The 12,312-nt window shown below is 62.2% G+C and carries 9 protein-coding genes; 6 read left to right on the top strand and 3 right to left on the bottom strand.

Going from position 1 to position 12,312, the window contains the following annotated elements:
• Nucleotides 1-18: 18 nt before the first annotated feature.
• Nucleotides 19-603 carry a DNA endonuclease SmrA gene (gene smrA / locus LVD12_RS10905; RefSeq protein WP_237067742.1) on the top strand — a complete coding sequence of 195 codons (585 nt, stop codon included), beginning with the start codon at nt 19-21 and terminating at the stop codon, nt 601-603.
• A 263-nt stretch (nt 604-866) separates the two neighbouring features.
• Here smrA and LVD12_RS10900 read toward each other — a convergent pair whose 3' ends face one another.
• Together LVD12_RS10900 and LVD12_RS10895 are read right to left on the bottom strand one after the other, a co-directional pair.
• Nucleotides 867-1,298 carry an META domain-containing protein gene (locus LVD12_RS10900; RefSeq protein WP_237067741.1) on the bottom strand — a complete coding sequence of 144 codons (432 nt, stop codon included), beginning with the start codon at nt 1,296-1,298 and terminating at the stop codon, nt 867-869.
• A 141-nt stretch (nt 1,299-1,439) separates the two neighbouring features.
• Nucleotides 1,440-1,913: an META domain-containing protein gene (locus tag LVD12_RS10895; RefSeq protein ID WP_237067740.1), complete on the bottom strand. Its 474-nt coding sequence runs from the start codon at nt 1,911-1,913 to the stop codon at nt 1,440-1,442.
• 174 nt (nt 1,914-2,087) lie between these two features.
• Here LVD12_RS10895 and pyk point away from each other — a divergent pair, with 174 nt between their 5' ends.
• On the top strand, nt 2,088-3,524 hold the full coding sequence (gene pyk, locus LVD12_RS10890) for a pyruvate kinase (protein WP_237067739.1): 1,437 nt from the start codon (nt 2,088-2,090) through the stop codon (nt 3,522-3,524).
• A gap of 149 nt (nt 3,525-3,673) precedes the next feature.
• Complete coding sequence (locus LVD12_RS10885; RefSeq protein WP_237067738.1) at nt 3,674-3,850, top strand: hypothetical protein; 177 nt, start codon at nt 3,674-3,676, stop codon at nt 3,848-3,850.
• Nucleotides 3,851-4,008: 158 nt separating this feature from the next.
• Here LVD12_RS10885 and LVD12_RS10880 read toward each other — a convergent pair whose 3' ends face one another.
• Nucleotides 4,009-6,195, bottom strand: coding sequence for a TonB-dependent receptor (locus tag LVD12_RS10880; RefSeq protein WP_237067737.1), 2,187 nt, complete (start codon nt 6,193-6,195; stop codon nt 4,009-4,011).
• A 339-nt stretch (nt 6,196-6,534) separates the two neighbouring features.
• On the opposite strand from LVD12_RS10880, the gene LVD12_RS10875 reads away from it, so the two are divergent.
• The 3 genes from LVD12_RS10875 to LVD12_RS10865 all read left to right on the top strand — a co-directional run bounded on the left by LVD12_RS10875 (nt 6,535) and on the right by LVD12_RS10865 (nt 12,126).
• Nucleotides 6,535-9,900: a hybrid sensor histidine kinase/response regulator gene (locus LVD12_RS10875; RefSeq protein ID WP_237067736.1), complete on the top strand. Its 3,366-nt coding sequence runs from the start codon at nt 6,535-6,537 to the stop codon at nt 9,898-9,900.
• Between the two features lie 83 nt (nt 9,901-9,983).
• A complete protein-coding gene (locus LVD12_RS10870) occupies nt 9,984-11,201 on the top strand; it encodes an MFS transporter (RefSeq protein WP_237067735.1) in 1,218 nt (405 codons plus the stop codon).
• Complete coding sequence (locus LVD12_RS10865) at nt 11,179-12,126, top strand: alpha/beta hydrolase (RefSeq protein ID WP_237067734.1); 948 nt, start codon at nt 11,179-11,181, stop codon at nt 12,124-12,126. Before LVD12_RS10870 ends, LVD12_RS10865 begins: the two co-directional genes overlap by 23 nt.
• Nucleotides 12,127-12,312 lie beyond the last annotated feature (186 nt).

Raw genomic sequence — 12,312 nt, 5'->3', positions numbered from 1 at the left:
CCGGGGGGAGGTAGAACAGTGGCAGATGACAGCAATCTGTTTCAGGAGGCGCTCGGCCAGCTCGGGGATGTGAAACCCCTGAAGCGGGAGCGCCGCGTGCCGCTCAAAAAGCAGCAGGAAGCCGTCCTGGACCTGCGCGCCCGCCGCGAGGCGGCAACACACGAGAAAGTGCAGGAGTTCAATCCCCTCGCCGGGGAATTCGTCGAGCCTGTGGACCCCTGGGATCCGCTGGAATTCAAGCGCGATGGGGTGCAGAACGGGGTCTACCGTAACCTGCGCCTGGGCAAGTACCAGGTGGATGCGCGGCTCGATCTGCACCGCCACTCTGTGGAGTCTGCACGACGCGCCGTGTTCGAATTCGTGCGCGACTGCCTCGAGGCCGATGTGCGCTGCGCCCTGATTACCCACGGCAAAGGGGAAGGGCGCAAACAGCCGGCGCTGCTGAAGAGTTGCGTCAACGCCTGGTTGCCGCAACTGGACGAGGTGCTGGCTTTCCATAGCGCGCAAAAGCAGCACGGCGGCCTCGGTGCCACCTATGTCTTACTGCGCAAGAGCGAGCGCAAGCGCCAGGACAACCTGGAGCGCCATCAGCGGCGACGTTAAGCAAGACGGTCAACTCTCAAGGGCGTGTCATCTGTTTGTCACGCCCCGAAGCTACTATGCCCTCACAACGAACGGCCTGTCCTGCCCGCGACTGACTTCACTACGGGATCGTTGTTCTTCTCTCTTTGATTTGCGTTTCCCATCGCTGGTGGTGGGCCTGAACAGCGGGTGCCGAATGGTGTCCCCGGTTCGATGGCATTTTCTGACCATAAGAAATATAGGCGGCTTACGGGCCGCCATTTTTTTTGCAACAGGGGAATGGATCAGGGGGCCGGGGGGGGTGGGTTGTCGGTGCGCCTGAACTCCAGTCGTGTCATGCCGCCCTCGTCCTGCAGAATCAAGGCGTCCCCTTCTACATTGAGACTGTCTGTCAGGGGCAGGGCCCGCAGGTAGTCCTGCTCAAGTTCACTGCTCTCCCGCACATTGCCCATACGGGAGATCTCCGGGATCTGTGACCAGTTAATCCGGCCGTCCTCCTGCAGGCTGAAGCGACCCAGGTAGGGGTTGTTGCCGGCGCTGCCGCGCACATAGCCGAGGTCATCACAGGTAAAGTAAGGGCGGTCGCGCAGGAATGTCTGCCAGAGAAGCCTGGAACGGTGTTCGCGGCCATCGATGGACATGCGCTTCAGCAGCCACTGGTGATCACATACGGACTGCTCTGCCACTGGCACTTCGTTCGGGGCATCATCCATCATTCCGCAAGCGGTGAGTGATGGCACTAATGCGAAGGCGGCAATAAAAACTGCGGGCCTGGGCAACATGGGACAATTCTCATTATTGTGGTGAAGTGTCCGCCATATTAAACACTAAAATGCGCTCCGGGTCTGTGGCCGGCATCAAGGCTCAACCCTGACATATTCGATATAGATATTGCCTGAGGCGTCGCGCAGGATCAGGCGGCCACCACCGGACTTGGTAAACGCCTGTCGGGTGCCAGCCAGAGCGCGCAGGTACGTATTTTCCTGCTCCATCAGTGGCGCCGGTCCGGCCATTTTTGTCGAGGCAAAGCTGGAGGTGTCCCACAGCATCAGGCCGTTGTCGGTAATCTGGACACTGCCGCGGTAGGTATTGATGCCGCTCTTGCCCATCACATTGCCTTCTGCATTACAGACGAAAGTGAAGCGGGAATTCTCCTCGATCGGCACCGCTGCGCCATTGACGCGCAGCCTTTTGAGCTGCCATTTAGTCGCACAAACTGAATTGATGCTGCCGGCAGTCTGTACCACCTGCGGTTCGTCTGTACCAAGACCCAGGCAGCCGGCGATCACCAGTGTCAGCCCGGCCAGCCATAACAGCGCAAATTTACTCATTGCCACCTCACTTTGCTGCGCCCATAAGAAAAGGGGCGGCAGCGTTCCCTGTGCACCCATCCTGCCCCTAGCTTAGTTGCTGGGGGCGACGGCGAGTGGAAAAGCGCGACGGGCTATGCTGGAAAAAACCACTCCGGTAAAAAAGTGACCGCCGCCACAGGGATGTGCTTGCGCATGATTCGACGCACCAAAATCGTTGCCACCCTCGGACCCGCCTCTGACAAGGCGGATGTCCTGGTCAGGCTTATTGCGGCTGGAGTAAATACCGTTCGCCTGAATTTTTCCCATGGGCACGATGATGACCACCGCCGCCGCGCGGCCCTGGTCAGGGAGGAGGCGCGCCGACAGAAGCGCCATGTGGCCATCCTCGGCGACCTGCAGGGGCCCAAAATCCGTGTGGGTCGTTTCAGTGAAGGGCGGGCACTGCTGGAGCGGGGTGCGACGTTTGTGCTCGACCCCGGCTGGGGTGATAACGCCGGCAATGCCGAGGGTGTCTCCGTGGACTATGCGGAGCTGGCCAGTGATTGCCGCGCCGGCGATATCCTGTTGCTGGATGACGGTCGCCTGCGGCTGTTGGTCCAGAGCGTGGAAGGGCAGCGGCTCAATACCCTGGTGGAGGTCGGCGGCTGGCTTTCCAACAACAAGGGCATCAACAAGCTCGGTGGTGGCCTGACGGCGCCGGCGCTGACCGGGAAGGACCAGCGGGACATCGAGGTCGCCGCCGAACTGGAGCTGGACTATCTCGCGGTTTCTTTTCCCCGCGATGCGGACGATATCGTCAGGGCACGTGAACTCCTGCATGCGGCTGGGGGGCGGGCACACATCGTCGCCAAGGTGGAGCGCGCGGAAGCGGTCGCGGACGAAGCCCGGCTCGACCAGCTGATACTCGCCAGTGATGCCATCATGGTGGCGCGTGGGGACCTGGCGGTGGAGATCGGCGATGCGGAACTGATGGGGGTGCAGAAGCACCTGATCCGTCGGGCCCGCCACCTCAGCCGCGTGGTGATTACGGCCACGCAGATGATGGAGTCGATGATCTCCAGCCCGGTACCCACGCGGGCCGAAGTTTGCGATGTGGCGAATGCGGTGCTCGACGGGACTGATGCGGTCATGCTGTCGGCGGAGACCGCTGCCGGCGACTATCCGGTAGAAACCGTGGAGCATATGGCGGAAGTCATCGTCGGTGCGGAAAAGCATCGCGCCACCCGGCGACCACCGCGGGTGATGCGGGACAATTACCCCGCCGGCGACGAGTGTATTGCCATGGCCGCCATGGCCATCGCCAACCACTGCCGTGATATCCGGGCCATCATCTGCCAGACAGAGACCGGCAATACCGCCCGGCTCATGTCCAGGGTCCGGTCCGATATCCCCATCTTTGCCTTCTGCCGCCATCCGGTCACCTGTAACCGGGTGGCGCTCTACCGTGGCGTCGACCCGGTGCTCATGCAGGTGGAAGGTCTCGATGGTATCGAGCGGGACCGCAAGGCCATCGACCATCTTAAGAAGCGTAAATTCCTGCAGCGCGGGGATTTTGTCCTCATCTCACGCGGTTACCACCAGGATGTGGGTGGTAATACCGATACGCTACGCATTGTGCAGGTGGAGTGAGGGCTTCTCGCGAGTTAAGACGTGATCCGGCCTGTCGTCTGCTTTTGCAAAATGGCGCCTATTGCCTCACTTTGACAGCCGTTTCCTCTAGTCTGAAACATGAGTGCGGTAATCACCGCTCCACTCATCAGTGTCTAGAGGTAACTGCAGTGCAGAAGTTGTGTTGTATTCTGCTGGCAGCGGCCATGGCGACAGGAGTTGCCGGTTGTTCCACAACCGCGTCCAAGGGTGCCCCCAAGTCATTGACCATGAACGGTCAGAAATTCCATTGCATCGAGGAAGAGCAGGAAACCAGAATCCTGGTTCGCTGTGTGCGGGCGAGTTGATCGTGGCGCCGGAGCAAGGCGGGTGACCGGCATTACCGGGAGCCCGTTCTGCAGATACAAAAAAGCCGCAAACAGCGATGTTTGCGGCCAAGGGTTTTGCTCAGTGAGCTGGGGGCCAACCTGACCCCCGAAAGACTTCCTAACCTGTGAGATCGGGATTAGAAGTTGTAGTTGCCGGTGAGGGCGATGGTGCGCGGAGCGCCGTAGAAGCCTGTGTCGAAGGCGCCACCGAAGGCATAGCCAGCGATGCGGTATTCCTTGTCAGTCAGGTTCTTGCCCACCAGGCCCGCCTGCCATTTGCCGTCCGCGCTGTAGTAGGTGGCAGTCATGTCCACCAGCGTGTAGGCCTCCTGGTCGAGGACGGGGTTCGGCACCTCGAAGATCTGGGTGTCGGCACGGTAGGAGATGGTCGGGTTGATCACGACCTCAGCACCGCTCTGCATCGGCAGGGAGTAGTTCAGCTGGAACATGGCGGTGGTATCCGGCGTGTTCTGCAGATCACGCTGGTCGGATACGTCCACGCCACCAGAGATGAATTCCAGGAACTCGGTATCGGCGTAACCCAGGGCCAGGTTGGCCATCAGGTTGTCGGTCATCGCCAGCGTGGCTTCCAGCTCGATACCCTGAATGCGGGATTCACCGGCGTTCAGCACGGCACTGGCGAAGCCACCGCCCTCAACAAATTCCTGTACGGTCACCTGCATGTCCTTGTAGTCGGCACGGAAGGCGGCCGCGTTCAGGCGCAGGCGGTTGTTGAACAGGTCGGACTTCACACCGAACTCGTAGGTGTCCACGGTTTCCGGATCGAAGCCGTCTACTGTGGAAGGCAGCTGGCTGGCATCGCCGCGCATATCGAAGCCGCCGCTCTTGAAGCCTGCGCTGTAACCGGCGTAGACCATCACATCATCGTTGATCTGGTGATCAATGCCGATATGCGGTGTGAATTCGCCCCAGGAATCACTGTTCTCGTAGTCGGTCAGCACGCCGAGCAGGATCGGGTCAGCCCCTTCGGGGTAGTACTTGTCCTGGAAGGTGGGGCTGTACAGGCTGAGATAGTTCGCCTTGAATACATCGGCGTCTTTCTCATCCTTGGTGTAGCGGCCGCCGAGGCTCAGGTTCCAGTCCGGGGCGAACTGCCAGTTGTAGTGGGCATAGGCCGACAGGCTGGTGGTATCCACGGAACCGGCCACATTCTGTGTCAGCGGGATGCCGATGACGTTGGTGAGATAACCCAGTACTGCATCAAAGGAACCAGCTGCGGTGCCGGTGTAGTAGTAGACGCCGCTGACCAGGTCTGCGTTATCGCCTTCCCAGATCAGCTGGAATTCCTGGGTAGTCTGGTCATCTTCGTAGAAAGCGGGTACGTCGAAGTCGGGACGGTTGACGCTGTCAAAGTCAATCGCGGTCTGCGTTTCGCCCTGACGGAACGCGGTGGTGGACTTCAGGGTAACGCTGTCGCTGAGCTCATACTCTGCAGTCAGGGACGCGCCGCTGGTCTCTACCAGGTTGTCGTACAGCATGTTGGATTCGGTGTCGTAGACGCTGTCCAGTACCGGCTCACCGCCGAGTCCCGGAGCGAGGCGATAGCCGTGCTTGGGCGCAGACTTGTCAGTGGTCTGGTCTGCCGCTACGCGCACCCAGAGAGCATCGCTCGGGTTGAATTCCAGGGCGACACGGGCGCTGACGATATCTTTGTTGTACTGCTCGTCACCGGTGATGACGTTTTCGCCGTAGCCATCGCGCTGGAAGCTGGCGATGGCACCACCCAGGTATACGCCATCAGCGATTTCGGTGGAGCCGGCCACTTTCAGGTCGGTCTGGCTGTAGCTGCCCACGGCGCCGGAGATAGAGACACGGGTGTCGCCGGACATCTTCTTGGTGACGTACTTCACGGCACCGCCGATGGTGTTCTTACCATAGAGGGTACCCTGCGGGCCGCGCAGCACTTCCACGCGCTCTACGTCGAGAATATCCAGAACCGCACCCTGCGGGCGTGCAATGTAGACGTCGTCCACGTAGATACCAACACCCGGCTCAAAGCCCCACAGCGGGTCCTGCTGGCCGATGCCGCGGATAAACGCCGTCAGGGTGGAGTTGGTGCCGCGGCTCGCCTGCAGCGTGGTGTTGGGGGACAGCTTCTGGACGTCAGTCAGGTCGCTGACGCCAGCTTGCAGCAGCTGGTCCTCGCTGATTGCAGTAACGGCCACCGGAACTTCCTGCATTGACTGTTCACGCTTCTGCGCGGTAACGGTCACCTCTTCCAGGGCGGGCTCGGCATAGGTAAAGCTGGCACCGCAGGCAAGCATGACGCCGGCGGCGATGGGATGAAACTTTATTGCTCTCATTGCGACTCTCTCCATTCACCAATATTTATGGTTGTTATAAATCTTGCGGATAGCCACTGTATCCGCTCCCGGTCTAGTTGCCTGTTAGACCAAGGTATGACGGCTGGCTGTGGTCCCGGGGAGGACAAAAAACAGCCAGTAGGGTAAGGTTCGGTTTCGAGATTGCTCCGCCTGTTCTTTGACCAATGCGCCCGCTCGATTCACGGGTTGGCGGAAAAATCTACAGCAAGAATAACTGGCACAAGCCCATCCTGTCATGGGTCAGCGCTTGTCAGTTGGCGCCAGAATGCTCTCCGGGGATAGCTGGCGCCAAATAACAAAAACTGAGAGAAGACGCGTTTGTTCAGCCTGACTACCCTGGCCGCAGTGGCACTGGCCTATCTGCTGTTGCTGTTTGCCATCGCCTTCTGGGGCGACCGCATGCCGGCGCACCGTCTGCGCCCCATCAAGCCGCTGATGCTGGCCCTGGCCGGCACCTATACCAGTGCCTGGATGTTCTTCGGCACACCGGCTCAGGCGGTCGAGGAGGGCTGGATTCTGCCGCCCACCTTCGTCGGTGCCAGCCTCATGCTGATCTTCGGGGCCCCGCTCCTGGCCCGCTTTGTGCGGATGAGCAAACAGCAGGGCTCCACTTCCATTGCGGATTTCATCTCGGCCCAGTTCGGCGGTTCCCAGTGGCTGGCGGCGGCAGTGGCCGTGCTCGCCCTGGTGGCGGTGCTGCCCTACCTGGCCCTGCAGTTGCGGGCGGTAGCCGACAGTTTCCTGTTGCTGGGGGGGAGTGGCGATATCAGCCCGGTGCTGGTGACGGCAATCGTCAGTGCGACACTCGGTCTGTTTGCGCTGCTGTTTGGTACCCGGCATATCGACAGCAGTGTGCATCGCAACGGCATGTTGCTGGCCGTGGCCTTCGAGGCGCTGGTGAAGATCGGGGCTTTCGTGGCCGTGGCCTGGTTTGTGATGGCCGGCGCCTTTGATGGCGCGACCGACCTGATGCGCTCTGGTCTGGAGAGCGACAAGGTCCGCGCACTGGCGGAATCCCGTCCGGCAGATACCGGCTTCCTGGCCGTGGTGGTGCTGGGTATGGCAGCCATGTTCTGCCTGCCGCGCCAGTTCCATATCCTGATGATCGAAAGTGACGGCGAGCAGGATGTTGGCCCGGTGCGCAAGCTGATCCCGCTGTACCTGGGTGTCCTGTCGGTGGCGATCCTGATCGTCGGCTATGGTGGGCTGCTGTGGCTGCCGGACAGCTACAGCAACCCGGAGCGCTTTGTGCTGGGCCTGCCTCTGGAGAGCGGCTCCACGGCGCTGGCTCTGCTGGCCTTTGTCGGTGGCCTTTCCGCCGGCTCCAGTATGGTCATCATCGCCACCATCGCCCTGTCCACCATGATCGCCAATACCATGGTGGTGCCCTGGTGGCTGCAGCGCCTGCAGGCGCGTCCTGTCGGGCAGGTACTGGGCACGGACCTGCGCCGGGTGCGGCGGGTGATCATCGCCCTGATCATGCTGGCTGCTTTTGCGGTTAATGAGGGGATCGGGGCCGGGGTGCGACTGGGTACCTTCGGGCTGCTGTCACTGGCCCTGGTGGGCCAGCTGGCCCCGGCAATGATCGCTGCGGCCTGGTGGCCGGCCCGCTGGCCCCGCCTGCGTGCAGCGGGTGTGATGACCGGCCTGGCAGCCGGCGCTGCGATCTGGAGCCTGTCAGCGCTGCCGGCAGCGGTCGGTAACCCGGATCTGATTGCGCGGACCCTGGGGCTGGAGTGGAGTGCCCTCTCCATTACCACGCTGTTCGGCCTGGGCCTGAACAGCCTGCTGCTGGTCTCCGTTTCGCTGTTGCTGCATCGCTGGCAGCCACAGGGCCGCAAGGCCGCGGAGACCCCGGTCAACAAGGTCCGCCTGCGTGAACTGCTGGCGCGCTTTGTCGGTCGCGATGCGGCAGAGCGGACCTTTGCCGGAATTGCCGCCGAGAGTGGCGACCGCAAGAGTGCCTCGGCAGAGGATTACCGGGATGCGGTGGAGAAGATCCTCGCCGGTATCGTCGGGTCCACGAGTGCGCGGCGACTGGTGCGGCAGCACAACAGCGCCGAGGTCAGCCCGCAGACGCTGGAGCAGGCCAGTGCCATCTACCAGTTTGGTCGCGGCCTGCTGCAGAGCAGCATCGACAATATCGACCAGGGCATCTCCGTGGTCGATGCCAACCTCAACCTGGTGGCCTGGAACCGGCGCTATGTAGAGCTGTTCAACTACCCCGGCTCGATGATCTACGTCGGCCAGCCAGTGGCAGAGCTGGTGCGCTATAACGCCAGCCGCGGTGAGTGCGGCCCCGGGGCGGTGGAGATGCACGTGCAGAAACGGGTGGAACACCTTCGCGCCGGCACCGCCTACCGGGTCCAGCGTCACCGTACGGACGGCACGGTGCTGGAAATCCGCGGCAATCCGTTGCCGGGCGGCGGGTTTGTAACCACTTACACCGACGTTTCGGACTACCAGCGCGCGCTGGCTGAATTGACGGAAGTGCGGGATTCGCTGGAGCAGAAAGTGGCGGCACGGACCGGTGAGCTGCAGGCCCTGAACAGCGAGCTCCACGCCGCCAGTGCCGGCAAGACCCGCTTCCTCGCCGCCGCCAGTCACGACCTGGTACAGCCCCTGAACGCCAGTCGCCTGTTCCTCGATGCGCTCAGTGCGCGCCAGCTCGACAGCGACAGCGCCCGCCTGCTGACCCGCGCCGACAGCGCCCTGGCCGCGGCGGAACAGCTGATTACCGATATGCTGCAGATCGCGCGTATGGACGCGGGTGATATCCATCCGCAGATGCAGGCCATGGCACTGGAGCCGGTACTGGACAATGCGGTGGCCCAGGCCCGCCTGGCCGCGGAAGCCAAGGGGATTGAATTACGCTACCGCCCCACCGACCTGTGGGTACACAGCGATGAAAAGATGCTGCGCCGGGTGGTGCAGAACCTGCTCGACAACGCAGTCAAATACACCCGCAGTGGTGGGGTGCTGCTGGTCGCCCGCGGGCGCGGGGACCGGGTCTCGCTGGAGGTCTGGGATACCGGGTGCGGTATCGATGAGTCCCTCCAGCAGGATATTTTCCGCGAGTTCTGCCGCCTCGACAGTCCCGGTCAGGAGGTGCAGCGGGAGCACGGTTACGGACTGGGACTCGCCACCGTGGAGCGTCTGTGTCGCCTGCTGCAGTCGCCCATCAGCCTTACTTCCCGTACCGGTCGCGGCAGTGTGTTCCGCGTGCGCCTGCCCCGTTCCCGGCCGCTGGCCCGCCGAGTGCCTGCGCCCGCCCAGCTGCAGCCGGCGAGGTCCTCCCTGAGTCTGCGCGTTGCCTGCGTCGACAACGAGCCGGCGATCCTGGAGGCGATGGAAGCGTTACTGGGAGGGTGGGGTTGCCAGGTCGCGAGCGCCCCGAACCGGGAGTCTGCGCTGGAGCTGGAGCAGCCGGATCTGCTGCTGATGGACTTTCACCTGGGCAACAGTATCGACGGTATTGCCCTGGCGCGGGAGCTGATGGCGCGGTGGGGTGCGACCGTGCCCTGTGTGATCATCTCGGCGGAAAACACCGACCTGGTAAAGAACCGCGCCCAGCGCGCCGGTTGGCAATTCCTGCAGAAACCGCTGCGCCCGGGTGCCCTGCGGGCGCTGCTGCAGGCGCAGCAGAAGAGCGGACGCCGTGACCCTGCGACCAAGGTCGTATAGGGCAGTGATCCCGCTCTGGTTAGTGTGACGTTTAATAAGAATGCCCGGAACAGTAAGCCGGGCGCAGCCTTCTGGAAGTCGCTATGAAGAAATATGTCCTCGAAATCCTGATGTTCACCGCCTACGCGCTGTTCGCGGCGTCCTGGGTATCCGGTGCCATCCTGACCCCCAGCGTGCAGGCCTCCTTTGGTGAGGCCGGTCTTGCCAATGCCACCTGGGGCAGTAACGTCATCACTATCGCCAAGATTGTCGGCAACCTGGCTGCCGCCATGCTGCTGGTGCGCCTCGGCGTGAAGCGGGCCTTTACCATCGCCGTGCTGCTGATTGCGGCCGGCGGCCTGGGTGCGCTGGCCGGTGATTACATCGGCTGGCTCTGGTCGCGCCTGGCCCTGGGGCTCGGCGGTGCGCTGGCGATCGTCTACTTCAACCCGGTGGTGCTGCACTACTTCGCCGCGGAAGAGCGCCCGCTGATCAACGGAGTCAATGCCGCAGCCTTCAATACCGGTAACCTGATCGCGCTGCTCTCCACCGGAGCGCTGGCCGCCTGGATGGGCAGCTGGCAGTCCGTGGTGGCGCTCTATGGCGTGATGGTGGTGGCCCTGGCAGTGCTCTGGTGGCTCTCGGCCGAGGACTTCTCCCTGTCCGGTGCAGCCAACAAGGGCCAGCCGGAAGAAAAATACGGCCTGCGCGAGGGTATTCGTGAAGGTTTCAACTGGTGGCTGCCGCTCGCCTACTGCGGTGTGCTGTTCTGCTACATCGCTGTGTTTGCCCTGTTTCCGCTGATCGATGGTTTTGCAGTGGCCAGTAACCACCTGTCAGCTGTGATGATTGCTGCCGGCATGGTGGGCACTGTGGCCGGTATCATGATTACACGCCGCTATCCGCTGCGCCTGCCGGTGCTGCGTTATGCGGGCCTGGCGCTGGTGATCTTCGCGGCACTGATGGTGCTGAGCCGCAACCCGGTCATCGCCTATGCCGCGGCGGCTCTTGCCGGCTTCTTCATGTTCCTGCCCATGACTGCGCTGGTGACGCTGCCGCAGGAGCTGCCGGGCATGACCCCCGGTCGCATCACGGTGACCTTTGCCATGTTCTGGTCCATTTCCTACGGTGTCGAAACCGTGCTGATGTATGGGGCGGGTCTGATGGCGGACATGACCGGTGAGCCGGCGATTGCGGCCTACATCGCCGTGGCCTGTTCCGCCTCCCTGTTTGTGTTTTCCTTCATGCTGCCAGAGAGCGGCAAAAAGCCTGCGAGCGATGTAAAAGAGGAATCGGATAATGCAGAAAGCGCGACAGCTTGATCCGGCACTGGCCCAGTGGCTGGAAACGATCAATGAGGTGGTGGCAAAGCTGAAGGCCGCCGGCTTTGAGCCGACCCCCACCAATGCCCGTGAAAGTCTCGCCAATCTGACCCGGGGCTTTGTCGAGGCGGGTCCGGAAATGCCGGCAGTGGATACCACTGTGCCCGGCCCCCGCTATGCCGTGCCGGTGCGTATCTATCGCCCGGAGGAGAATGATGGCGGTCCGGCGATCATCTATGCCCATGGCGGCGGCCATATGGCCGGCAGCGTGTCCGTGTACGACCCGATTTGCCGCCGTATCGCGCAGCACTGCAAGCGCACGGTCATTTCGGTGGACTACCGGCTGGCCCCGGAAAACCCCTATCCCGCCGGCCTGGAAGACCTGTTGACCGTGGTCCGCGGTATCGGCCCGGCACTGGATCGCAAGGGCATCGAGCACGGCGACCGCTGGATCCTGATGGGGGACTCCGGTGGTGGCGCTCTGTGTGCGAGTGCCAGTACGCTGCTGCAGCACGAGCGCCACAATATTGTCGCGCAGGTTCTGGTATACCCGAGTCTCGACTACACCATGCAGCTGCCGTCCATCGACGAGAATGGTCGCGGCTATTTGCTGGAAAAGGAAAAGATCGGCTGGTACTTCAATAATTATTTCCAGGGCGTCGAGAACCGCCGCGCCTGCTCGCCGCTATACGCCGAGTTCACGGCCAATCTGCCCAGGACCCTGATGGTCACGGCGGAATTCTGCCCGCTGCGGGACGAGGGCTTCGCCTACGTGGACAAGCTGAAAGAAGCCGGGGTGGCCGCTGAGCTGCTCCATTTCGACCAGCAGATCCACGCGTTCCTGAACCTGGAATCCATGGTGGCGGCGGACTGTGAGCGCTTCTATCGCCATACCGCGGAGTTCGTGCGCGGCCTAACGGATTAATTGTCGGCCGTTTTGCCACCGGCGACACCCATCGCCGGTGGCTTCTGTAGCTCCCTTTCTCTCTCCCTGTTCTCCCTCCTTCGCCCCCTCTTTCTCGCCGCCGGTTCTTCACTCCAGGGCTTCTGGTCGCGCTTCAGGTCTCGGCGGGCTATGACCAAGGTATGAGTTTCAGCGACTGAAACTTTC

It is taken from the genome of Microbulbifer guangxiensis (genome assembly GCF_021729075.1).
GTDB lineage: Bacteria > Pseudomonadota > Gammaproteobacteria > Pseudomonadales > Cellvibrionaceae > Microbulbifer > Microbulbifer guangxiensis.
This window is presented reverse-complemented; position numbering and strand designations above follow the sequence as displayed.